Below are 24495 nucleotides of genomic sequence, written 5' to 3' on the forward strand. Positions count from 1 at the left end.
TTCGGTCCGCCCAATGAAGTCAAAGAACGACTTCACTCGTCGGACCTCCAGCGCTTGTCGGGGCTGACCAAGGCGCTTGCGCTTTTCGTAAGAGGTGGAAACATGTTCAGAGGATTTTACACAGTAGCTTCCGGTATGCTTGCGCAGCAGCGCAGGACGGAAATGCTGACGAATAATATGTCCAATGCCAATACGCCAGGCTATAAGGCAGACCAGGCGGGAATGAGGGCGTTCCCGGATATGCTGCTCCAGCGATTTGACAAGCAGCAAATTCCGACGGAGAAAGGCCTGAATTTGCCGTTTGCCAAAGAAATTGGCACGATCAATACAGGTGTATACATGCAAGAAGCAATTCCGAAATTCATCCAGGGGGATTTGCGCGAAACTGCACGTAAGACGGATGTGGCATTGCTCGATATAAATATGCCCGAAAATGGTTCAGTATTTTTTACAGTGCGCAACATGGATGGTACAGTTCGTTATACAAGGAATGGAAACTTCACGATTGATGCGCAGGGATATTTGACGACCGGCAGCGGCCACTATGTGCTGGATTCAGCAGGCCGGCAGATCCAGCTCTCGAGCGACCGTTTTACCGTCAATGAGGGCGGTGTCCTGACAGGAGAAAATGGAGAAAGCGCAACTCTTGGTGTTGCCTATGCAAACAATCCGCTGCGGATGATAAAAGAAGGCGACGGACTTTTCCGTACAGAAGATGGCGGCGAGTTGCCGACTGCTTTTGGCACAGCTGGCGTTCAGTTCAGGACGCAACAGGGTTTCCTGGAGCAATCCAACGTCGATATCAGCAAGACGATGACCGACATGATGTCAGCTTATCGAGCTTTCGAAGCGAACCAAAAGATTCTTCAGGCTTATGATAAAAGCATGGAAAAGGCAGCGAACGAAATTGGACGGTTATAATCTGAATTTTGGACAAAAATATCCCGTGCCTGGCTCTGGCACGCATTGAGGTATAAAATATGAACAGAACAATGATTACCGCGACTAATACATTATCCCAGCTGCAAAAGCAGATGGACCTGATCAGCAACAATCTTGCGAATATTGATACGGCTGGATACAAACGCCGTGAAGCGTCTTTTACCGACCTGCTTGTGCAGGAATACCGGAATCAGCCGAATAATGCTTTGGAGCCGCAGAACCGAATGACTCCTTTTAACATTCGTCAGGGTACAGGTGCAAGGCTGGGTCAAATTCAGCTGACCCTTTCCCAGGGCAGCCTAAAATCAACTGGCCGTGCGCTTGATACTGCATTTACGGCAGAAGGCCAATTTTACCGGGTGATGGTCCAGAATGAAGATGGCAGCTCAGCGATGAGGCTGACTCGCAATGGTGCACTTTACCTGTCGCCGCTTACTGATAATGAATCAATGCTTGTCAATAGCGATGGACATGCTATCCTTGATGAGAACAACCAGCCAATCACAATAACCGGTAATGTGAAAAACTTTAATATTAATAAATCAGGTCTTTTAACAGCAGAAATGTACGATGGGACAAGCCAAGAAGTGAATCTTGGTGTAATATTGATTAATAAGCCTCAATTTTTAGAGCAAAAAGGGGCGAATCTGCTTGGGTTGCCAGACAACCTGGCTGAGCTTGGGGTAACCGAGGAAGAGGTAATGACTAACCTAATTGGCCCTTTGAGGAATCAAATCGCCATCCAGCAAGGTGAGCTCGAACAATCGAATGTAGATATGAGCAAAGAAATGACGGATTTAATCAATGTACAGCGGAGCTACCAGTTCCACTCGAAATCGATTACACTGGCCGACCAAATGCTCGGACTAGTGAACGGAATCCGTTAAGAGGGGAAGAACAATCAAAATGGCTTTGAACAAGAATAATCAAGAAGCAATAACGCGTGAAGAAGTGAAAAAGGAAAAGAAAAAAACACGCGAAAAAAAGAAAAGAATCCGGGTTCGCCTTATTCCGATCTGGCTTCGGATTATTATTGTGCTCGTTCTTTTAGCTGCGAGCATTGTGCTTGGCGCCATGTTCGGCTATGCAGTTATGGGCGGAGGCAAAGCAATGGATGTTTTTGAGAAGTCAACTTGGACTCATATTATAGATCTGGTAAATGGAGAATAATTTTTCGGAAGGAAGGGAGATTTCCCTTCCTTTTTATTTGGGTTTTTTAGTACAATGGTTAGTAAGTGTTAGTAGGAGGTACTAAAAAATGATGGACATCACCCAAATCAAAGAAATCATCCCGCACCGCTATCCATTTTTACTCGTTGATAAAATTCTGGAAATCGAAGAAGGAAAAAGGGCAGTCGGCATCAAGAATGTTACTGCGAACGAAGAATTCTTCAACGGGCATTTCCCTGATTACCCGGTCATGCCTGGTGTGCTGATCGTGGAAGCACTGGCTCAGGTCGGAGCAGTTGCCGTGTTGAAACTTGAAGAGAACCGCGGCAAAATCGGCTTTTTCGCCGGCATCGACAATTGCCGCTTTAAAAGACAGGTAAAACCAGGCGACCAGCTTAGGCTGGAAGTTGAGATGATCAAGCTGCGCGGACCGATTGGTAAAGGAAAAGCAGTCGCGACTGTAGACGGCGAGTTGGCTTGTGAAGCGGAGATTACGTTTGCGATTAAATAATGTAGAGGACCCAATTGATTTTGGGTTCTTTTTTTTATAAAACAATTTCATAAAGTGGATATTGCATTAATCGCATTTTTTAGGCAATATCCACTAGGTATCTTTACAGGGTAATTTTTTACAAAAAAAACAAAAAAATCATGCAAGTTTTTTTCATTGATGGGCAATATAACAGCAGACCCGTGCAACAGGTCTCAAAATACCTATTAATGAAAGGGGCTTTTACTCATGAAGAAAAAGCTATTAATGTTAATCGGTGGTTCCTTGCTATCGGCTATGTTCCTTGCAGGCTGTGCGAATGACCAGGATCCTCCTCCAGATGATGATGTGGATATCGAGAATCCAGTTGATGAAAATGGCGACATGAATGACAATGACATGCTCGATGATAACAACGGTGATGACGATATCAACACAGAAAATGATGGCGACATGATGGAAGATGACAACGAGCCTGGAGAAGATATTATTGAAGATCAGATCGACATGCAAGATGAAGACAATAAGGATGAATAATGAAAAAGGGCAGGAGAGTGATCCTGCCCATTTATTTTGCACATAAAAAAACTCCAGCCAGTCAGCAGGAGTTCTGTTACACTTTTTTCGGCTGCAAAATCTGCGGCCTTGTTATGATTTTTTCCTTGAATTCAGAAAGTAAATCCTCGCCTTTGTATCCTTTATCAAGCAGGTACTCCAGCAGTTTTTCCGGATAATCGCTCTTCGGTTTAGTGAGCTTACCTGTTAAAAGGATGCTGGCATGTGTCTTCAGCTTCTTAACGCAGCAAACTTTTGTCACGAAAGCTGCCGGGTCATTCTCTCGTTTGGTGATGACGACTTGGACGATGATTTCTTTGTCGTTGTCGCATGCATCCTGGAAATAGGGAATATATTTATGATTAGTAAAAACTTCGACGAGCCACGTTCCTTTATCATCCTCTTTATTGATAATCAGGCCGTCTTCCATATCGATATCCACTAAAGCATCATCATCAGCAAGCTGCATTGAAATCAACTTAAACGTCTTCATGTCAACCACCTCCCGTAATACTTGTCCAAATTATAACACAGGATGAATCGAAAACGAAAAAAAGCCAGTTTGTCGAAAGAAAAATTTCTGAATTGGTAAAAATCATTTTTGATAGTATGTGAATTGTGAAAAATTCAATTATCTGGAGTTAACTCGTTTATGTGATGCAGTTTTTACAGTCAAAACAAGGATTTTTGATATTTTACTGCAGCTCTAAAAAGGAATATCATCGGATTATCAAGGAGAAAGGAGATGAAAAGGTGATCAATCAAGTTACGTTGGTAGGCAGGCTGACGAGAGACCCGGAGCTCAGGTATACACCGGACGGCAAAGCGGTATCGAATATAACACTTGCGGTGAACCGGCATTATAAAAATGCCAGCGGGGAAATCGAGGCTGATTTTGTCCACTGCATCCTCTGGGGCAAAACGGCAGAAAACACGTCAAATTACTGTAAAAAAGGTTCTGTACTCGGTGTGACCGGAAGAATTCAGACGAGGAATTATGACAATCAGGAAGGTAAACGTGTCTATGTGACAGAAGTCGTGGCCGAGGGAGTAAGGTTTTTAAGTTCAAAGCCGGCGAGCCCAAGGGAAACACCGCACCAGCAAAATGTTCCCCCAGCGCCGCCGCAAAGAGAGGAGCTTCCATTTGCATAATGAAGCTGATTCAATTGAAAGGCTGCTAGTCAGCCTAATTAAAATGGTTGGAAAAAACAATGAGAAGGTCGACGAACTCACCAAGCGTGTCCGCCAGCTCGAAATCGCCTCCAAAGAACTGCAAATCAACCGCGTCTACTCCTTCATCGCCGAACCTCCAAGACCAAATTCCAGCAGAAAAGAATATGCGAGAAAATAACAATGCAGAAAAAAGCACACTGACGAATTTTCCTCGAAAAAACCTCACAAAGGACCTTTGAGAGAGAAATTCAATAACCCGATCTCCAATACACCCTCAATTTTTTAAGCCGGCTGTTTAGTCGGTTTTTTTCTATTAAGAATGGTTGTCGAGCTGCCAGCATTTAGGTAAACTAAAGAGGCTGAACTCCTGCCCGCTCTTTGGGAGGATTTTATCGGTTATTGGCGAATAGGTATATGATTATCTATAAATTAGGAGGCAGTCGTGGATAAGAAGAAGTTAACTTTGATTGGTATGGTTGTAATTGCAGGTTTGCTGGTGTTTGTCGGTATTATGCTGGCCGGTAATCTGGGAAATAATCAAGCGGCAAACGGCGAGGCAAAGCAAGATCAAACACAAGAGGCAAACGAAGGTCCTGGCCAAGAGGCGAAAGAAGATACAGAGCAAGAGAAAAGCGAAGGTCCAAATCAAGAGACGAAAAAACTGACAAAAGAAGAGAAGGCAGAAGCGAAGAAAGACCAGTCATATTTAGATTATGTTCCTACGATTACTGTAGATGGCCAGAAAATTGAGCTATATGAATTTGGTGATTGTATAAAAAAAGATGAAGAAGAGGATTCCTGTGTTAGAGTAACGGAGGAAGAGGCACTAAAAGGCAAAACAGCTTCAACCTTTGATCAAGGGGCTGAGCTTGAAATTAAAAATGTTCAATCATCTGGTGAAGTCGAAGATAAAAATTCCCCGACAGGCGGCGTAAGACGAATCGGCAGCTTCTCACTATCCAGAGATGGCGAAAGCCTTGGGCCTGGCGACATTGCTACCACGGTTAAAGAATTAGACGGAGAATACATAGAAACAATGAAACTCCCAAGCGAACCGGGATATTACACAGGGGTACTGGATAACAGCACACCAACAGGAAGCAAAAATTACGTCTTTCATTTCAATATTAAATAGACACACAAGCATGGGGTTATTCCTATGCTTTTTTTCAAATTTATGGAAGGGATTTAACCGGCGCCTGCGAATATGTCTTATAGATATTTTGACAGGGGGCATTGTATGAAAAGGGTATTTTTAATAGTTTGCATAGCAGCCGCAGCAGGATTTTCGGTATTTATAGGATACGAGCAAATGCTGGAGGCGAAGGAGCGGGAAAAAGATCTTGAGCATATAACCTACCTTCCCGTTGTCACTGTCGGTGACCAAAAGTTAAAGCTGTATGAATACGGCCAGTGTAAAGAGGAGAGCGGAGAAGAGGAAGAAACAGAATTTGGCCCGAGCTCATGTGAAAATGTAACGGAGGAGGAAGCGCTTGAAGGAAAGACGGCAGCTGTATTTGAGATAGGTTCAGAGCTTACTATAAAAAAAATCATGCCGTCCGGAGAGCTGGAGTTTAAAGAGGGACCTGCAAGGGGAGTGCGAAGGACGGTATCTGGTGGATACACAAAAGATGGCAAAAGTTTGGGACCTGCAGATATAAAGTTGATATATAAGGATTTGGAGAATGAATACCTGGAGACTGTAATACTGCCCAAAGAGCCTGGTTATTTTGTGGGAAGAATCGATTTAGGCACACCTTCAGGGCACAAAAATTATGTTTTTCATTTTAATTATAATTAGAGGTACAGGGACTGGCATTTTTGAAAAAACCATAAAATGGATTATATTACATTTTATAAAAATATAATATAATCTTGGAAGCTAGTAATTTTTTTTTGCGAGAGGAAAGTGTGTGTGAAAAAGTTCATTGCTGTGATGGGTTTTCTTTTCGTATTGTTTTTTGGCATGCAGCAGGCGGCTGCGGAGACGGTACCAGGTAATATCACTGAGGATACAACCTGGACAAAGGAGGGTTCTCCCTACAAGGTTGGTATCATCACGGTTTATCCGGGAGTCACATTAACGGTGGAGCCTGGTGTTGAAATTATCAATAATGGCAGCCCTTCATGGATTGATGTAAAGGGTAAAATCATTGCCCGGGGAACGGCAGAGGAAAAAATCACCATCAATAATGTCCTCCTCAAAGGCTTTGATTTTGCGGGAAGTTCCATCAACATTGAACATGCGAACATTGGCCGTACAAATGGAGGCTTCCTCATAACCTCAATGTATCGGGAGGTCGTCCTGAAGAACAATGAGTTTTCCGGCGGGGATATCAATATTGGTTCGCCATTTACGAACATTTTGATAGAAAATAATCTTTTCCGGGATAATGCCTGGCTCGCCCTGAATAATGGGACGGCGAATATCCTGGTACAGAGGAACACATTTTTTAATAAAGAAGACTATTATCCGTCAATCAGGATGTCCTGCAGTGATCCGAACTGTAAAACTCCTAATATCACAATCAATGAGAATAACTTTTTTGGATTCCCGACCTTTTTTGTAGAAGTGGAGAAGGGTGCAGGCCTTATATACAATGGGGCGAACAACTACTGGAGCACAACTGACACTTCCTTAATGAAGCGGCGAATCCTTGACGGTGCGAGGGAGGATAGACTTTATTCAACGGCTGTCCTTAACTACTCGCCAATTGCTTATAAACCAATCAATAATGGCCTTCTGTATGGGAATCTTGAAGCGCCGACTGTCAATAAAGTTGGTGAGTCAGATACAGCGGTTTCTGGGCTTACCGATGCTGACTCCACGGTAAAAGTATCGATAGACGGTGTCGTGATCGGGGAAGGAATATCAACGGCAGATGGTGCTTATGCAGTGGCAATTCCAAAACAGCCAGGCGGAGCAGGCCTGACTGTATATGCGGTAGACAGCTATGGAAGAATCAGTCCAGAAGCAACAGTAACAGTTGACGATACAACTGGGCCAGCTGCACCGCAGGTAAACAAGGTGAACGACCAGGCAACGAAGGTTGAAGGCAGTACAGAGCCTGGCGCAAGGATAATCGTCAAAATTAACGGCGTTGAACAAAGCGGAACCGCAGACCAAAATGGCAATTTTTCTTTGGAAATAACACCGCAAAAAGCAGGAACTGTGATTGAAGTTCAGGCGGTTGATGCTGCGGGCAACATAAGTGAGATCACAAGGGTAACAGTCGTGGATGAGCATCCGCCTGCAACACCGGTGATCACTTCAGGTGAAGTGACGGACCAGTCGACATCCCTCCAGGGAACGGCAGAACCGCGCTCCAGGGTAATATTGCTGCAGGGTGATCAAGTGATTCTCTCTGCCTATGCAGATAGCAATGGTTATTTTTCAATCACATTTAACCAGCCATTTAAAGGCGATTCTATCATTAATATTGTCGCTGAAGATCTCGCCGGGAATGTCAGTGAGCAGGTCATCATGACGGTTAAAGACGTTACTGCTCCTTATGTCAATATCGATTGGGCTAAATACGTAACCGAGAAATCAACCGAAGTTTATGGCTATGCGGAGGCAGGAGCTTTTGTCGAGGTTTTAAAAAATGGAACGGTGATTGGCTCTGGCACGGCAAATGAGGGTGGGACTTTTGTGATCCCGATTCCAGTCCAGCCTGCAGGTGTTCAGCTGGTAATTAAAGCTGCTGATAAAGCTGGTAATACAGGCAGCGTCACGGTTACTGTCATTGACCTTCCTGATCCGCTGCCGTTAACAGTCGAGCCAATCAACACTCTTAGCACAATTTTAAAAGGCAAAACCGCACCGAATGTGTATGTGAACATCGAGATTGATGGTGTTCGCCACGTAGTGAAGGCAGATGGAAACGGATATTTTGAATTAAAAATCGGGCCGCTAAAAGAAGGGACGACGGTTTCATTCCTTGCCAACAATGATGAGGGCGACTACAGCGAGGAAGTTATCGTGTCAGTAACCTGGAAAGCTCCCGACGGCTGGTATAAAGCTGCCGATGGCTACTGGTATTACTACGTTCCAGGAACCGGCATATTAAAAACAGGCTGGCTGCTGTGGGGCGGGAAATGGTATTACCTCGAAGCAGACGGCAAAATGAAAATCGGCTGGAAGCAGCTAGGCAAGACATGGTATTACTTGAACCAAGACGGCTCCATGCGTGTAGGCTGGCTGACATATGGCGGCAAGGTGTACTACTTCCCGGCCAGCGGGGCAATGCAAACAGGTCTCGCCACGGTTGGCGGGAAATGGTACTTATTTAGTGCGGACGGCGCAAGAAAAACCGGATGGCAAAAAGTAAGCACGAAATGGTATTACTTCAAAACCGATGGTGCAGGACAAACTGGCTGGGCCAAATTAGGAGGCAAATGGTACTACTTCAACAGCAGCGCCATCATGCAGACAGGCTGGATCAAACTCAGCGGCAAATGGTATTACCTCAACGCCAGCGGAGTCATGGTTACCGGCTGGAATACGATTGGCGGCAAACGCTACTACTTCAATTCTAGTGGAGTGTGGCTGTACTAAGAGAGAAAGCATGGGGACGTACCCTATGCTTCCTTCGTTTCGCTAAACGAAAGGAGCAAAGGGTACGTCCCTTTGCTCCTCTAATAATAATCAGGATACTTAACTGAAAGGTATTCTTTCCACTCATTCTCCATTTCAGTGATGGTTTTTCCATAAACTTTCTTGAAGTCCAAGCTGATGTCTGAGCTGTCGTAAATTTCAAAATAGAGCGAGGAACCATACTGGTCAATTAGATAGCTGGTAAAACTCCCAATCTTCATCCAAGTTGCATCGGCCACCTCGACATCTTCCTCTGTATAGGAAGTGGAATCCCACCCATAATAAATATGATCCACAAAGGTGGAATCGTTGAACAACCCCTCAATGCTTGCAACCTCTACATCTATATAGTCAGAATACATTTCATGAATGTATTCCGGGCCATCAATGAAATAGGCAGCAAGTCCAGTAGCCGTGAAGCGGCCTCTGTAAGCGGACTGTTCAAATAGGTTTGAGGTTATATTGTAATAAAAAAAATGTTCCTCGGCTTCAAGCTCAGGATCAAAATAGAGGGCAGAAGACATATACTCGTATCCATCTTTTGCGGTAACGTTAAATGTCAGTACATCGACAACAGGCATATCACCATTGGCAAATTCCAGGATTTCGACAATTTCCCGTTCCAGCTCCATTTGAAGTCCTTTTAGCTTCTCCATTTCAAGATCGTCACTGTTCAACAAGCGGACATGGACTCCTCTTACATCAAATTCAAGGCTAGTAGGTACGTCTGCTTTTTCTTTCGAATCGGAAGATATGGGCACTATGTCCGGTTTAAGATAAAAAAAATAAAAGAAAGCTGCTGTTAGTACAAGAAGTGGCAATATTATTCTTCTCAATTGTAGTATTCCCCCGAAACTTAATTGGTCAAATTTGGATTAATCCAATATAACTATAACATGGGAAAAAGTAACAAAACCAAAAGAATATTCGACAATTTCTTTGATCGATAAGCATGGGGACGTACCCTGCGCTTCCTTCGTTTCGCTAAACGAAAGGAGCAAAGGGTACGTCCCTTTGCTCCTTCTATGACAAAAACACTAACTCATGCAATTCATCAGTTGATAGCTCGGTGATCCAGCTGTCGCTCTGGATGATCTGGTCGTTCAACGATTGTTTCTTTTCGAGCATCGCATCGATTTTTTCTTCTAGTGTTCCGGTGCTGATCAGTTTGTGGACGTGCACGAAGCGGCTTTGCCCGATGCGGTATGCCCGGTCGGTTGCCTGGTTCTCGACGGCTGGGTTCCACCAGCGGTCGTAGTGGACAACGTGGTTCGCTGCTGTCAGATTGAGCCCCGTACCGCCGGCCTTCAGTGATAGCAGGAAGACAGGGAACTCGCGGTTCTGGAACTTCGTGATCAGTTCATCTCGCTTTGTCTTCGGCAGGCTGCCGTTCAGGAACGGGACATCGATGCCGAATTTCTTTTTCAGAGCGGCCTGGATCATCTCGCCCATTCCGATGTACTGGGTGAAAATGATGCAGCTTTCTTCCTGCTCGAGGACAGCGCTCACAAGCTCGATCATCTTCTCCATCTTCGCGGACCGGTCGATCAACTGCTTCGGATTTTCCTCTTTCAAATACAAAGCAGGGTGGTTGCATAGCTGCTTCAGCCGGCTCAACATTTGTAAAATTAACCCTTTGCGCTCGAAGCTCGATAAGGTTTCGATTTGCGCGAAAGTATCCTTGACGAGTTGCTCGTATAACGAAGCTTGTTCGGCCGACAGTGGACAATATTCCTTCTGCTCCACCTTATCCGGGAGGTTCAGTGCAACATCTTCATCCTTCTTCGTCCGTCTCAGCAGGAATGGCTTGATCAATGACTGCAGCTGAGTAATTTTTTCCTTCGTATCTTCTTTTTCAATTGGTAAAATGAACTGCTTCTGGAACTGGCCGGCGCTGCCGAGGTAGCCGCGATTCGTGAAATCGAAAATCGACCACAGCTCAGACAGCCGGTTTTCCATCGGCGTTCCGGTCAGGGCGATATGGTGCTTGCCATTAAGTTTCCTTACCGCACGGGACTGCTTCGTATCGGCATTTTTGATATTCTGCGCCTCGTCAATCGCGATGCTGCTCCATTCCACGGACTCCAAATCATCGAAATCCAGGTGCGTCAGACCATAGGATGTCAGCACAATATCAGAGCTCAAGGCTTCTTCTGTAAAACTAGAGCCCTTCATTCGGTTCGGCCCATAATGGAGATGGACTCGCAAATCCGGAGCAAAGCGCTCAATTTCCTTTTGCCAGTTGCCAAGCACGGAAGTCGGGCAGATGATCAACGCCGGGTGGTCATCGTTTTCCTGTTCTTTTACCGACAGTATATAAGAGATCAGCTGAATCGTTTTTCCAAGACCCATATCATCCGCAAGCAGTGCACCAAAGCCATACTTCCGCAGAAACAGCAGCCAGTTCATGCCGAGCTTCTGGTACGGACGCAGCTCACCATGCAAGCCGGAAGGGACCGGCAAATCCGGGATTTCCTTCGTTTCAGAAAGCTGCTTCATCATCTGCTTCCAGTGGCGGTTCAGCTCGATCTGGATTTTCGCGAACGCGCGCGGATCGTCAAGTCCTTCTCCATCTTCTTCCTCATCGGAAAGCTCCTGCTGCAGCAAGTCGCGGATATGCAAGCCTTCCTTATCAGCCTTTTTCATCAAATCCTGAATCTGGCGGATGAATCCATGATCAAGCTTGATCCAGCGGCCCTTCAAATACACAAGCCGTCGCTTTTCATTCACAAGGCGCTGGAAGTCATCCTCGCTCAAATCAACACCATTCATGGAAAAACGCCAGTCATAATCAAGCATCGCATTCAGGCCGACAAACGAGCGGCGATAGCCAGTCTGTCCCTTCAGGCGTGCCTTCACCTTCAGGTTCGCATTCCTGATCGCTTCCCACCACGATGGAAGGAGGATCTCGATGCCGAGCGCAATCAGCGTTTCGCTCGCCTCGGTTAAAAACATCCAGGCTTCATCCTCGGTCAGGGTAGACTTCAGGCGGCCATCTTCCTCAATCCAAGGAAAAATCGCAGCCAAACGCTTTTCTTCATCCACAATCTTATCGCTAAAAAAGTCCCAGCCAGCAGGGTAGCTTTCATAGTCACGGGCTTCAATCAGCATAGGTTCATCCTGGCCGCGCAAAAATAAACCAAGCTTCCAGTCACCGAGATCGTCCATTGGCTCCTCAAGACGCATCCCAATCGAAAACGGCGCAGGATTTTCCTTCAGGCCAATCCACTCAAGCCAGCGATCCTCATCAAAATAAGCTGCCAGCTGCGAAGCAGAAAGCTGCTTTTTCCGCAGCACATCAAGCTTATCGCCTAGCAGGTACTTCATCGTCTCATTTTCATGGAAATAAGACTCCAGCGAATGATGGAACAGGTCGGCCACAAACTCACGCACAGCCAGCTTCTCATCATTCACCTTAAGAGTTTCCTCCCAAAATGGCTCATGGAACTCATCAAGCACACTCACCGGAAGTTTCCAGCGGAAATCCTCGCCATCAAGCTGAGTAAAATCAGGATGCCACTCCTTTGCAAGGATCGCATCATAAATCGCATGCGCTGTTGACAGGCAGATATCGCCAAGGTCATCCCATTCCCACTCAACAAGCCGGTTAAAGCTTTCCTCGCCAAATAGCGTCACAAGCTGCCAGGCACTCAAAGTCACTCCCTCGGCAACGCCCCACTTGTCAGCATCCAGCATCGTTCCATAATAACTCTCCTTATGGCGGAAAAAGAGCAGCTTCTTCCATTCAGAGGCTTTCAGCTCAAAACCATCAAAATTCTCCGCACTCAAAAAATACCGCCCGCCCACAACCGGCATCACATCTATATGAATCTGCTTAATCTCAAGCATCTAAGCACCTCCTTGGGAGCATGGGGACGTACCCTACGCTTCCTTAGTTTTGCTAAACGAAAGGAGCAAAGGGTACGTCCCCTTGCTTCACAACTCAATTAGCTTGCTTCTGGTTAGTTCTTCGTGGAATGCGCGGAGTCGTTTTGTCCGCACTAGGAGTTTCCCGAAAAACTCTTCCCATTCTGGCACGCGTTTTAGTTTTTTATAGACTGTACGCAGTTTTTTCAGCAGGCGTGCGGCTTGCTTGTAGCTGCTGCGGTTTTTCATTTCAATTAAATCGCCGATCATCTGGTGGTACAGCGGAATCAAGACTTCAGGAGCTTCTTTCTGTAGAATCTTAATCCGCTCGCTTGAGATCGAATTATATTCAAAGCCGAAGTAAGACTGCAATTCGCCCCATTGTTCGTACTGGCTTTTTTCAAACAAGGAATCTTCATATTCGTAAAAGCTGTATGGCATTGCTTGTGCCAGTGCCCGGTCATACAGCTCGCCTCGGCCGATTTCCCGGGTATAAGCGCCAACAAGCTTCAACGCATATCGGGTGAATTTTTTACATGTGTAATAATCGCCCAAGTGCTTCAGGTAATTCCGCAGCTGCTGGACAAGATATTCGATAAATGGTCCCATCCGGTTCCACTCGCGCTGCACGCGGAAGCCGTCAAGCCAATAAAACATATATGGAAGGGAACTGACTGGGAGAGAGTTAAATCGCTTCATCGCGTCTCCGTCCTGCTTCGCTAAAACAAGCTGATGAATCAGAGCAATTTCCTCAATCAGATCCCGCTTGCCATCGCCAAATGCTTCGAGTCGTGCCCGCTCGGCATCACGCCAGCCGCCATTTTTAAAAAGTTTTTCCCACAGCAGCCGATACAAGTCAATCCTGTCATAGCCAACAGAAGCATCGGGCACCGTCAATCCAATCGTTTCGTCCTTTAGGCGTTCCAAAAACGCATCAAATGAAAACGGCATCGTTCCATATGCAAGGCGTTCGATGTATTCCTCGGCATCATTGAACAGATCCTCGAACAGCGGCCGGTAATACCGGTCCATCGTCGCCTCATCATCGTGTCCGAGTTCGCGAGCCAGTTCGGTGAGCAAATTAAAGGAATGAACCGATGCTGCGATCATATAAAGGTTTTTCCAAACGACCTCCAGCGGAGCAGAAACCTCGACGCGGCGAATATAGGAACGGAACAATCCGGGGACAACATAAGCCCGCGGTTCGCCCTGGCCCTTGACAATTTCCTCGAAGCTCTCCCTAAAGGAAGCGGCCCAGCTATCATAATCATGCCCAGTCCTAGTATCCTTTTTCACCAGATCCTTCGCGCGCTGAAGTCCCCATTTTTCAGCATTCAGCTGCTCCTTCGCAGGCTTGCGCCAGGCTTCGACCCAGTCGGAAACACTCGCAACATCACCATAAGCCTGGAAAAACGCGGCCAAACGATGGCGGCAAAACGACCCAGCAGGGCAGGTGCAGCTGCTCTCCTCAGGGTCCGAAACATTTATGTACACACGAACCGGCGTCACGTCCTGGACCGTCGCCCAAATCGACCTCACCATATACTTCAGGTGATGGACCGTCCCCTGGCGATAGAGCATAAGCCCCTTCTGGACAAGGCGCGCGTCTTCATCGACTTCCGGCTTAAGCATCGTATTCAGTTTTGCGGCAGCTTCTTTAAAAATCGGTGCCTGGTTATCAGGTATGACAGCCACAGCAATTCCCCCGTTCCCACAGCATCATTCTTTCACTTTTTGCAAAATCATGTCATATTTCGACAAGCCTGTTGAACAGGCAATGCTAAAATCGTGTCATAAGTAACTTTTATTAAAACCGGAAAAAACATATTCTTCTATTATACCCAAAAATGAGCCATTAGAGGAGGGGGATGTGTGTTTTAAAAAAATGTGAAACAAAAAGACGGAAATCATCGTCGAACGAATGACAGAAACTTAGATATTATTTTAATAATATAAATTTTTCATTTAAAATAGAGATGACAAAGACTTAACCTGGGGGACACACGATGAATAACCGAATAGAAGTGCTGCGTGGCTTGTTCAATTACAATTATTATACATATAAATTAAGGGATTCCGAGCATGTACCAGGCGTGTGGAAAAACACAGCCCTGCTCATCCTGCTAAGCGGCCTGATTTTCGGAATCAGCGCCTATTTCGGGATCGGCTCGGAATATCTATCAAAAAAACTGACATCCATCTCCCGGGAAGAATATGAAATGCAAAAGCTGCTGTTCATGGCTGGCCAGACCGTGCTCGGGCTGGTTTTTGGCGCAGTCATGATATTCCTGCCGTCATTGTTCTTCTGGACACTGTCAGATGTGGAGCTAAAGAAATTCCTTGCAGTCCAGTTATTTGTCCTGCCGATTTTCCTCCTGGAAAAATTAATCGAGATCCCGTTCGCGCTTTCACTGGGCCTGACACAGGTGTCGTCGCCGTTCGCGCTCGGGACAATCGGGCAGTACATAACGGATAATAACTTCATCATTTACTTCCTGTCATCCATATCAATTTTTAAAGGATGGGCTATTTTCATAGAATACAAGTATTTGAAAATGTTGACTGGCAAAAATCCGAAAATCGTCATGCTGCTAGTCATTGGGTTGTACCTGATTTTCTGGCTATTCTCGGCACTGATTTCATTCGTCCAATTTGAGAAGATTTTATAAGGGAGGTGCACCAGATGAAAAAGAAAACCGCAATCCTGGCATCTGCAGGAATCATTTTCGTATCAGCTAACCTATTTTTGGCATTGAAGGATGACAGCAAAGCGGTGCGCTCCTCCTACATCAACAAATGGACTGCCGTCGGGAAGGACAACCTGACGGAAACGCTCCATGCAGCAGGTGTCGTCATACCCGAGGACGAGCATCAGGTTTACTATAATGATGACGATGGGGAGTTCAAGGGTTTCCTTGTAAAAGAAGGCGATAAAGTCGACAATGGTACTCCGCTGTATGAATACTCCTCCAACAACATTGACGAAGATTTAGCAAAGCTGGAAGCCGAAAAAAGCCAGCTGGTCACCGAATCGAATTTGATTGATGACCAAATCAAGCAGCTGACCTACCTGCAAAGTGTTTCAGCCTCGACGTCCAGCACCAGTACTCCTGTATTTGGGGATGGGTCCAGCAGCAGGAATGATTCGAACGACCTGATGAACGTCTCGATTGAAAAAGAAATCTATGACAAGCAGCGCGAAAAAGGCCGTGTCGAAGCGGAGATTGAGAAATATGAAGATTTGATTGATTCGTATGAAGGCAGCGATGAGCTTGGCAAGAACAGTGAAGTCTCTGGTACAGTAAAGCAGGTCAATTACGAACTGAAAAATCCAATCGTCACCATCATTTCCGACAAGCCGAAGGTAGAAGGCACTTTCAGCGAACGGGACTTGAAGAAGGTTGAGGAAGGCATGAAAGTGTACGTACAATCCGACTTGTTAAAGGGGAAGGTTGCCGGCACATTGACCAAGATCGCCGACTATCCGGAAACAGACCCGTCCGTGAAAAAAGAAAGCTATTACCCTTTTGAAATTACGCTAAATGAAGAGACCGAGGAAAAGATCATCAAAGGATCTCACGTGGAGGTCAGTGTCATCACAGACCAGGTGAAGAACGCTGCCACAATACCGGAAAAAGCCATTGAAAAGGGCAAGAAGAACAGTTATATTTACGTCCTGAATGAAACAGGCGAAGTCGAGAAGCGCAAGATCAGCAAAGGCCTGCAGCTTGGCGGCAAAACCGAACTTAAAAAAGGCGCCAAACCGGGAGAGCTGGTCGTCCAAAAACCAGAAAACGTCCAGGAAGAAAATAACCCATTCTTCAGCAAGCTGAACATTGACTCACTGAAGAAAAAGACATTCAGGGATGAAAGCAAACGCACAATATTCAAGCATATAATGGTGGGATTCTTTAAATGACAGATGCCTGTTACTGCCCGGAAATTTGTTGAAATTATAAAAAGGTAAAAAGGAACGTTATACACGTTCCTTTTTGTTTATTAGTGGCTTATCGTTACCGATTGATTGGTTCTAAAAAATAGGAATGTTTGGTCATCGCCCAAGAGAAACCACGAAAAAGAGCGAGAAATACTTAAGCGGGAAGGAAGTCAGTGATGAATGATTACGATTTTCTTATATCAAAATGGAACCACATTCTAAATAAAGTTGAAAACAATAATGGAAAGGTCTATCCCATCGAAATTGGAGAAAAGGCAAATCCTCAGGAAATCAGAGTAAAAGAAAAAGAAATAGGCTATCAACTGCCTCCCTCTTATAAGGCAGTGCTTCAGGATTTGGGAAAATCGCTTTCGTTTTACTATTCTTTTTCTGATGATACGATGATTCCGGATGAATTCAGGGAGATTTTTTCCGGAGAGATCCAGTGGGATATCGACCTTCTTCAGAGCCTGGATTCTCTGGCGGATGATTTAATTGAGGATGGAGTCGATTATGGAAAGAATCTTCGGGGGAAGCTCGAATTTTCCCATTCAGGCAATGGGGATATCTACGCGTTTGATATGTCTGCCGAAGGTGAAGAAAAGCCCGTCATATACTGGGACCATGAAGAGGACACGATCACCTGTATCGCTGACTCTTTTACCGATTACTTGAATAAGATTACAGAGCTGAATTGTGTCGGAAGCGAGAAGTGGCAGTTCGAGCATTTTTTAAATGAAAGAGGTTTGGAGACTGAGAGTTCCAGCGCCATCAGGTGGAAGCAATGGTTTGATTCATTCGCGGAGACTAAGTTAAGTGATATTAAAACCGATATGGATCAGCTTATTGCTTTTATTATGTATCGCAAGAGACTAGATGAAGAAACAATACAAGCGTTGCAGGTCTTTGATAAAAAAGTATTATTTGATTCTCTTACAGAAAAACTTGATCAGTATAATACATATCTTGAAAAAAGAGTCGTTTGCAAAATGATTGGTAAAGGTTTAGGGAGTTATGCTGAAAAATGGGTCAAAGGCTTATGGGAAGAGCAGCAGGGTCGATTGGATACTAGATTAAGAGCATATTTGACCGCGCGATGCATGCCTGAAGGCGAAGGGCTTGAACTCGTTTTTCAACAGCTTGGTCAAGAAAATGATAGAAAGATATCCGGGTATGACGCACTTTCCCATTTAGGTTCCTTTCATTCAAGAAGGGTCATCCATTGGATGGAGGAGCGTGTGAGATTCCCAGTAACAGAGGGGTGGGACAGCTTGTTCAGTAAGTCTAATCCTGCCTGGGATGACATAAAAAGATGGACAGAGTTGGAAGAAAAACATGAAGTAGCCATCGTACATGCACTAGAGGTTTTTGTTAGAGAAGGCAGAGCCATATCCATACAAGGATTGCCGCCAAGAAAAGAATTCAAAAACTTTCTGCTTAATTTAAAAAGCAAGCAAAAACTGCGAAGACGAACCGAAGCTTTAGAATATGTAAAACAAAATATTTAACACAGTGCCTGTCACCGCCTTTTACAAGTGCAGTAAGCAAGTTCAGTTAGAAAGCATTGAGAAATATAGAATTGCAGAGGAACGTTACCCTAACGTTCCTTTTTTGTACCCTCGAAAGGTATCTGTCATCACCTGAAGTTTGCCGAGAGGCTTAATGTTCGGCAGGAAGAAGGAGAATGAGGATAAATGAAGAATAAATAATCAGTTTGAACACAACTTTAAATAAAGGAAGGTAACAGGGATGTTGGGTGCACTTGGATTTGCGGCATTTTTATTTTTTTCAGTTTTACTTTATCAATTAGTGAAGAACAGGGAGAAGATTAAAAAAGTCAGCTATAAAAACAGGTCGATTGTAGTTATAGTCTTCGTTTGTCTATTGTTATTCTCCGCATCGGCAGTTTACTATGCAGGAAACTGGGTGGCTGGTTTTATTGGGAATGAATCAATGAAACTTCCATTCCACATCATATGGACACTTATAATTGTTGTAATAACTTCGAGGATATGGGAGTTGCTGTTAACAAGAGTCAAGCGAGATTCGGGAATCGCATAGGTGCCTGTAATAATCGGCGGGTCTATCTTGCTGTTTTGCAACATATCCCAGTTGTTAATGTCCTCAAGCATAAAAAAGCAGAGGGGAACGGTCCCCCTGCTTCAGTTCAGCTGTGTAGTGACAATGTTATTGATCAGCCATTTACCATTCTGCAGTACGAATTCGGCTGTATAGTATAGATTGTTTTCCTGTGACTGGGTCAGTTTGTAATCGGTGTCGCTTGTTCTTGTCAGGTCGGAACGGAAGTCATAGGAATATCTGGATGGTGCTTCATCAGAAACAAGGTATAGCCCATCGGGTTTTTCGGCAACCAAGTCCTCCAAGTGTTTCTTCAGGAAATCTCCCGTAGCAATGTCAGCAAAATTCTTGTTGATCTCTTCCAGGCTTTTATAGGTTTTGAACTTCCGGTCAGGTGCATCAGCTGCATCCTTGAAGATTTCCTCGAGCCTGTTATGGTAGTCTCCCAGCAAGTCAGTTGCACCAGCACTGCTTAACCATGGTGTTGAGTTATCATTTTCCGTGGTGATTGTATTGATTTTCCATACTCCGGAAAAATTCTTAAACGTTGCAAAGAATATTTCCCTGCCGTTCATGTCGCCTTCCTGGACCTGGACCAGCTTGTATTCACTATCGGAGACTTTCGTGAACTCATAAGGTTTATCACTCCAGAAGTTGCGGACATCCTCCATGCCGTCCATGTATAAACCGCCGTTTTCTTCATATACACGAATCTCTACGTAATCTTCAACTGCCTGACGCGTCATGAAACTATCGAACAATTGGTAAAGCTGTTCTTTTGAGTTGTATGAGACAAACTTATTTCCCGGCTCACCGGTGGCATCTTCAGAAACTTCCTTCCTGAGGGTATTGTATTTCACTAAAAGTTCAACAGCTTGCTGTTCTTCGAAGGAGATAACAACTTCTTCTTCACGGATCAACTCATCCAGCAAAGGTTCATGTCCCTTTGCTTTTAAAATCGCTTCGGCAATTTTGTAAAACTCGCTTTCTGGCATACTTCCTTTACGCTCGACGATTTGATACATCCCTTCATCCTGCCAGGTAAGGAAAATGTGTTCTTCCGAAACTTTATTAATATGGCCATTCAAACCTTGAGCCAGTTCAATCGGGGTATCTGGGACTGGAAAATCGGGTTTGTTCTCTCGCATGATATAGGCAAAATAGTCTCCCTCATTCTGTCCATAAATATATAAATGCTCATAAAGATCCTCATTCGTATGCGTATGCTTGAAGACATATCCGTCTGGAACATACGGCGGAACGATCAGCTCCGGTTTTTCTTCTTCTGGCGCTTCAGCGACAGGTGCCTCCTCCTTGGCCGGAGGTGTTTCCCCCAGGTTCTTCGAATAATTAGAATCAACCAGCCAATAAATCCCCAAGCTGAAAACAACCAGCAAAGCCAGGCTCAATCCTGCCGGCACCACTCCGCGAAACCAGCTCCCCCGATGCTTTTCCTTCTCCTCAAACCGCCTGATGACATTCCGTTTCATTCTCGCATTGTATTCTAATCCGGTTAGTTCATCCTTCAGACCTGATTTCAGTTTCTTCAGCTGTTCTTCCAAGGTCAACACCCCTTTCCTGTAAAATTTCCTTCAGCAATTGCTTCGCCCTTGTGAGCCTGGATTTCACCGTATTGATGTTCAAGCCGCATACTTCGGCGATTTCTTTTTGGGGCATTTCCTGATAATAAAATAAATAAATGATTTCCCGGTATTTAACCGGCAGCTTGAACATCGCCTCGACCAGCTCTTTGTTTTCGGCATTCTGGATCAGCTGCTTTTCCGGACCAGCCTGCTGGCCCCCGAGCATGGATGAGATATAGCCACTGACGAAGACCTTCCGGTGATGCCAGCTTTTTAAATAATCCTTGCAATGGTTGGAGGCGACACGATATAGCCAAGTTTGAATTTGTGCCTCTCCCTGAAAAGTATCGAATTTCTGGTAGCACTTCAGGAAAATTTCCTGTGCCAGGTCCTCGGCAGTCTGCCTGTTCCGGACATAGGAATACGCGAGGTGAAGTACGTCCGTGCCATACTGCTCCATCAGCTCAACGATCACTTTTTCTCTCTGCATTGCTTCACCCCCAGCACTTTCTTTTCTATTTAGACGACACGCTTAGGTAAAAGGTTGATAAGATTTCCCAATATTTTACTTGGGTTAGCTAAGTAAAGTTTACTAGATTCGTATTGTATAATTAACCCGAATTTTGTAAAATAAACAATGCATACCACTTTCTGGAACTGGAGCCAATCCAGGCTTTGGAAAAATAGAGAGATACATAATTTAGGAGGGGAAAAATTGAGCAAAAAACTATCGGTCTTATTCATTGGTTTTGTGATGCTTCTGTCTGTACTTGCGCCAAAGGCATCGTACGCTGAATCTTTGTTTGAAGTGACAGTGACGATTGCAGGTCAAGAGTATGTAGTAGCAAATGAAACAAATTCTTTTGAAGTGAATGTCGACGATTTGATCGCCGATCTTGGGGTGCAGGAAACGGATAAAGTAGAAAAAATCTCCGTTGCCACTCCGGAGGGTGTCGATTCGATCACATTCGAATTTTTGGCTTTGAATGCATTCTTCCCGGATGCGATAATTGAAGTAGTGAACAACAAGGCGGAGTACGTTGTATCCGAATGGCTTGGCGACCTTGACCAGGGCAGCGACGGCGTATCCATCCAGAATCTTCGCCAGCTGATGCATGTGGTGAACAATGAGGCATGGGTAACAGCAACTGTTGATTATGCAGATGGCGGGTATGAAATCCTTGATATCCTATTTACTTCTGGCAGCGGCGTGGAAATTCCTGCTGTTAATGCAGTGGAGCTGACAGGAATTTCATTGATGACAAATATAGGAGAAGTTGCGCTTGTGAAGGATGGCAGCAACCAGTTCTACCTTGACCTTGCCGGCAATAACGGCACTGTCGAGGTGAACGCGATCAAGTTCAAGTCATCTACGGCAAAAACGGTATCACTATTCTCCAACGATTCTTATTTATATAAAGAAGAAACAGATTTACAGTTTGTTAATGGCGAGGCAGTGATAGATGTTGAGAAACTGATCACTTCTGAACTTGCTGACATTCTTGGTGATGGTGAAACTTATCTGACAAACTATCAAGAACTTAAATACATGGTAGCAAGCCTGTTCCAAAATACATTCAACGGATATGTGGCAGCTGCTGACGGCTCGCAGTCTCCATTCCAGGTCGTAGTCAACATAGACGGCTTTGTTGAAGAAGGCGGAAAGGTATATTTCTACGATATCGATGGACAGCGTGTAACTGGCTGGGTTGAATTCGATGGCGACTGGTATTATTTCAATCCTAAAGGCGGCGCAATGCTTGAAAACAGCTGGTTATTATACGGCGGCCAATGGTACTTCCTTGGCGCTGACGGTGTAATGGCAACTGGCTGGCAGGAATTTGGAGATCGGACTTACTATTTCACTGAAACAGGTGAGATGGTTAAGGGATTCATTAAAATCGACAGCAAATGGTATTTCTTCCACCCTGTTAAAGGCAGCGTGAACGAAGGTGTCCTGCAAAAAGGCTGGGTAAAACACAACGGCGTGACGCGCTTCATGGACCTGAACACAGGAGCTGCGATCACGAACTGGAAGCGAATCGGCGGCAAGTGGTATTTCTTCAATAATGAAGGCGAAATGCAAACTGGCTGGGAATTCACTGGCGGCAAGTGGTACTTCATGGATGGCAACGGCGTCATGAAGACGGGCTGGCTGCAGCAAGGTGCAAGGAAGTACTTCCTTGACACAGTGAACGGTGATATGGTGACTGCCTGGAAATACATCGGCGGCAAGTGGTACTACTTTGATAAAAAAGAAGGCAGCATGGAGACTGGCTGGGTATACGATGCCAAGAAGTGGTACTTCATGGATGGCAATGGTGTCATGAAAAAAGGCTGGGTATACACTGGCGGCAAATGGTACTTCCTTGACAACAGCGGCGCGATGAAGACTGGCTGGATCCTTACTGGCGGCAAGTGGTACTACCTATACAAGGACGGAGCAATGGCGAAGAGCACTGTCATCGACGGATATCGTCTTGGCAGCGACGGAGCATGGATCCGATAAAGTAACAATGGCTGAACCGACCTGATTGGACGGTTCAGCTTTCGTTTTATAGAATAAGAAAGTGTAAATTGCACTTCGACAATTGTCTAGCTCCAGCGCCTAGCCAGTTTTCATCCTCGACAGTGCTTCCTCGAGTATCTTGCGATAAGCGTCAGCTTTGAGCAGCTCGAGACGTTTCGGTCCGCCCAATGAAGTCAAAAACCGACTTCACCGGTCGGCCCTCCAACGCTTGTCGGGGCTGACCAAGGCGCTTACGCTTTTCATGCAATAGAGAAATTTTTCCTTTTAGTAGACAGCCAGATGGACATACTCCTGATAGAGGTGATGGATAAATGAAGAAGTGGAAGATCATCCTTGCGGCATTTTCGCTGCTGTTGATCGCCGGCGCAGGTTATGTTTATTACCTGCTCGAGGTAAAGACGTATGAAGTGAAGGACGAAAAAGTAGAAGAGGTTGTAAGCGAGGATTATGATATTGCTCTTCCTGAGGAAGAAAGCAGTGACGGAGCTGCACCTGCACAAGAAACCGCTGATGAAACAGGAGAAGAAAAGGATACAACAGCAGCCAGCGAAGAATCTGATGGTCAAAACAGGGATTCAAGTAATACAACAACGGAAACTACCAGTACAGGCAGCAACAATAAGGAAAGTACAACTAAGGTAGACAAAAGCAGCCTGACTGTATCAACAGATAAAAAAGCCGCAAAAACAGCTTCTAGTGAAAAAACAGATACGAAGCAGAAACCGAAAGCTCCGGCTAAGCCTGCTGCAAAAGAAATCGCGGCAAAATACGAGCCAAGCTTCGTCCAGCTGGAAGCACAGGCAAACAGCAAAATTGATGCGCTGGTCAGCCATGCGTACAGCGAATACAAAACGAAACAACAGGACGGCGAAAATGTCGATTACTTCTATTTTTACTCAAAATACAGCACGGCAGGGAAAATCCTTGAGCGGAAGACAGACAGCACATTCAACTATGTGTATAACGCGCTCGTCAATGAACTGATAAACAATGGCTATGATTCAACCGAAGCGCAGAAGTTTAAAACAGCGTACGAAGCAGCGAAAAAAGAAAGACGTTCAGCAATCCTGAATAAGGCGAAAGCGAATATGTAATAAATAGACCTCCTTCGATGGGGGTTTTTTATGTTTTCCCTCGAAGATTGTCCAGAACAGGCCCTTATTTTGCCTTTCTCATTTGGGCGACGTTTTCATTAACTCCTTCTCCACCTGAGGCATAAAGTATAGGGAAGGAAAACTTCAGCAAGCAGGTTATCTCAATTGGTTTATGGGTAAAGATATATTCCAGTCTCTTATATTCCTATAGATAGTATGAATATATTTCTTACTGGAAAATCATTTACAAATCTATTAAATTGAAATAAAATCAGTTTATGGAAATTCAGGAGGTAACAGGAAATGGAAGCTGAGACCCATACAGAGGATATGACATTTCACCAGGATCAAATCATCAGCTTGATCAAGAAAACGTATGAGCATGGAAATATGGAACAAATGACAATTAGCAAGCTGATGGAGCAGCTGAAGATAGATTTGCAGGGTGCGATAGCGAAATAGAAATGGCGGCGGAATA

23 protein-coding genes are annotated in these 24495 nt (G+C 45.0%); 17 read left to right on the forward strand and 6 right to left on the reverse strand.

Going from position 1 to position 24495, the window contains the following annotated elements; genetic code table 11:
- The first annotated feature begins 102 nt into the window (after positions 1 to 102).
- The 5 genes from DYI25_RS14350 to DYI25_RS14370 all read left to right on the forward strand — a co-directional run bounded on the left by DYI25_RS14350 (position 103) and on the right by DYI25_RS14370 (position 3139).
- Entirely contained in the window at positions 103 to 921 is an 819-nt protein-coding gene (locus DYI25_RS14350) for a flagellar hook-basal body protein (RefSeq protein WP_213370060.1), read from the forward strand.
- A gap of 59 nt (positions 922 to 980) precedes the next feature.
- Positions 981 to 1829, forward strand: a complete 849-nt coding sequence (locus DYI25_RS14355; RefSeq protein ID WP_213370062.1) for a flagellar hook-basal body protein — start codon at positions 981 to 983, stop codon at positions 1827 to 1829.
- A gap of 19 nt (positions 1830 to 1848) precedes the next feature.
- Positions 1849 to 2112 (forward strand): DNA-directed RNA polymerase subunit beta, encoded by a 264-nt coding sequence (locus DYI25_RS14360; protein ID WP_213370063.1) that lies wholly within the window; start codon positions 1849 to 1851, stop codon positions 2110 to 2112.
- Positions 2113 to 2200: 88 nt separating this feature from the next.
- Complete coding sequence (fabZ, locus tag DYI25_RS14365; protein WP_213370064.1) at positions 2201 to 2623, forward strand: 3-hydroxyacyl-ACP dehydratase FabZ; 423 nt, start codon at positions 2201 to 2203, stop codon at positions 2621 to 2623.
- Between the two features lie 228 nt (positions 2624 to 2851).
- Positions 2852 to 3139, forward strand: coding sequence for a hypothetical protein (locus DYI25_RS14370; RefSeq protein WP_213370066.1), 288 nt, complete (start codon positions 2852 to 2854; stop codon positions 3137 to 3139).
- Between the two features lie 76 nt (positions 3140 to 3215).
- Here the strand turns inward: DYI25_RS14370 and DYI25_RS14375 are convergent, their stop codons facing one another.
- Positions 3216 to 3650, reverse strand: coding sequence for a YwpF-like family protein (locus DYI25_RS14375; protein ID WP_213370068.1), 435 nt, complete (start codon positions 3648 to 3650; stop codon positions 3216 to 3218).
- A gap of 260 nt (positions 3651 to 3910) precedes the next feature.
- On the opposite strand from DYI25_RS14375, the gene ssb reads away from it, so the two are divergent.
- The 5 genes from ssb (at position 3911) to DYI25_RS14400 (ending at position 8888) form a co-directional block, all read left to right on the forward strand.
- Complete coding sequence (ssb, locus tag DYI25_RS14380; RefSeq protein WP_213370070.1) at positions 3911 to 4309, forward strand: single-stranded DNA-binding protein; 399 nt, start codon at positions 3911 to 3913, stop codon at positions 4307 to 4309.
- Positions 4302 to 4508: a hypothetical protein gene (locus tag DYI25_RS14385; protein WP_213371304.1), complete on the forward strand. Its 207-nt coding sequence runs from the start codon at positions 4302 to 4304 to the stop codon at positions 4506 to 4508. The genes ssb and DYI25_RS14385 overlap by 8 nt, the downstream gene beginning before the upstream one ends.
- Before the next feature lie 264 nt (positions 4509 to 4772).
- Complete coding sequence (locus DYI25_RS14390; RefSeq protein WP_213370072.1) at positions 4773 to 5465, forward strand: hypothetical protein; 693 nt, start codon at positions 4773 to 4775, stop codon at positions 5463 to 5465.
- A 105-nt stretch (positions 5466 to 5570) separates the two neighbouring features.
- The gene (locus DYI25_RS14395) at positions 5571 to 6131 is read left to right on the forward strand and encodes a hypothetical protein (RefSeq protein ID WP_213370074.1); all 561 of its coding nucleotides are present in this window, start codon (positions 5571 to 5573) and stop codon (positions 6129 to 6131) included.
- Between the two features lie 114 nt (positions 6132 to 6245).
- Complete coding sequence (locus DYI25_RS14400) at positions 6246 to 8888, forward strand: Ig-like domain-containing protein (RefSeq protein WP_213370076.1); 2643 nt, start codon at positions 6246 to 6248, stop codon at positions 8886 to 8888.
- Positions 8889 to 8968: 80 nt separating this feature from the next.
- Here DYI25_RS14400 and DYI25_RS14405 read toward each other — a convergent pair whose 3' ends face one another.
- The 3 genes from DYI25_RS14405 to DYI25_RS14415 all read right to left on the reverse strand — a co-directional run bounded on the left by DYI25_RS14405 (position 8969) and on the right by DYI25_RS14415 (position 14489).
- Complete coding sequence (locus tag DYI25_RS14405) at positions 8969 to 9763, reverse strand: hypothetical protein (protein ID WP_213370079.1); 795 nt, start codon at positions 9761 to 9763, stop codon at positions 8969 to 8971.
- Between the two features lie 187 nt (positions 9764 to 9950).
- The gene (locus DYI25_RS14410) at positions 9951 to 12776 is read right to left on the reverse strand and encodes a DEAD/DEAH box helicase (RefSeq protein ID WP_213370081.1); all 2826 of its coding nucleotides are present in this window, start codon (positions 12774 to 12776) and stop codon (positions 9951 to 9953) included.
- A gap of 87 nt (positions 12777 to 12863) precedes the next feature.
- The gene (locus tag DYI25_RS14415) at positions 12864 to 14489 is read right to left on the reverse strand and encodes an SWIM zinc finger family protein (RefSeq protein ID WP_213370083.1); all 1626 of its coding nucleotides are present in this window, start codon (positions 14487 to 14489) and stop codon (positions 12864 to 12866) included.
- A 311-nt stretch (positions 14490 to 14800) separates the two neighbouring features.
- On the opposite strand from DYI25_RS14415, the gene DYI25_RS14420 reads away from it, so the two are divergent.
- The 4 genes from DYI25_RS14420 (at position 14801) to DYI25_RS14435 (ending at position 18792) form a co-directional block, all read left to right on the forward strand.
- Positions 14801 to 15463, forward strand: coding sequence for a hypothetical protein (locus tag DYI25_RS14420; RefSeq protein ID WP_213370085.1), 663 nt, complete (start codon positions 14801 to 14803; stop codon positions 15461 to 15463).
- 14 nt (positions 15464 to 15477) lie between these two features.
- On the forward strand, positions 15478 to 16713 hold the full coding sequence (locus tag DYI25_RS14425; RefSeq protein WP_213370087.1) for an efflux RND transporter periplasmic adaptor subunit: 1236 nt from the start codon (positions 15478 to 15480) through the stop codon (positions 16711 to 16713).
- Positions 16714 to 16907: 194 nt separating this feature from the next.
- A complete protein-coding gene (locus tag DYI25_RS14430) occupies positions 16908 to 18239 on the forward strand; it encodes an SMI1/KNR4 family protein (RefSeq protein ID WP_213370089.1) in 1332 nt (443 codons plus the stop codon).
- 241 nt (positions 18240 to 18480) lie between these two features.
- The gene (locus DYI25_RS14435) at positions 18481 to 18792 is read left to right on the forward strand and encodes a hypothetical protein (protein WP_213370091.1); all 312 of its coding nucleotides are present in this window, start codon (positions 18481 to 18483) and stop codon (positions 18790 to 18792) included.
- Between the two features lie 101 nt (positions 18793 to 18893).
- Here the strand turns inward: DYI25_RS14435 and DYI25_RS14440 are convergent, their stop codons facing one another.
- Entirely contained in the window at positions 18894 to 20372 is a 1479-nt protein-coding gene (locus DYI25_RS14440) for a DUF4367 domain-containing protein (RefSeq protein ID WP_213370093.1), read from the reverse strand.
- Positions 20329 to 20883 carry a sigma-70 family RNA polymerase sigma factor gene (locus DYI25_RS14445; RefSeq protein WP_213370095.1) on the reverse strand — a complete coding sequence of 185 codons (555 nt, stop codon included), beginning with the start codon at positions 20881 to 20883 and terminating at the stop codon, positions 20329 to 20331. The genes DYI25_RS14440 and DYI25_RS14445 overlap by 44 nt, the downstream gene beginning before the upstream one ends.
- A 225-nt stretch (positions 20884 to 21108) precedes the next feature.
- Here DYI25_RS14445 and DYI25_RS14450 point away from each other — a divergent pair, with 225 nt between their 5' ends.
- The 3 genes from DYI25_RS14450 (at position 21109) to DYI25_RS14460 (ending at position 24479) form a co-directional block, all read left to right on the forward strand.
- Positions 21109 to 22902 (forward strand): N-acetylmuramoyl-L-alanine amidase family protein, encoded by a 1794-nt coding sequence (locus tag DYI25_RS14450; protein WP_213370097.1) that lies wholly within the window; start codon positions 21109 to 21111, stop codon positions 22900 to 22902.
- Positions 22903 to 23234: 332 nt separating this feature from the next.
- Complete coding sequence (locus tag DYI25_RS14455) at positions 23235 to 24017, forward strand: hypothetical protein (protein ID WP_213370099.1); 783 nt, start codon at positions 23235 to 23237, stop codon at positions 24015 to 24017.
- Between the two features lie 303 nt (positions 24018 to 24320).
- A complete protein-coding gene (locus tag DYI25_RS14460) occupies positions 24321 to 24479 on the forward strand; it encodes a hypothetical protein (RefSeq protein WP_213370101.1) in 159 nt (52 codons plus the stop codon).
- The last annotated feature ends 16 nt before the right edge of the window (positions 24480 to 24495 follow it).

The sequence above is a fragment of the Mesobacillus boroniphilus genome (assembly GCF_018424685.1).
GTDB classification, from domain to species: Bacteria; Bacillota; Bacilli; order Bacillales; family Cytobacillaceae; genus Mesobacillus; species Mesobacillus boroniphilus_A.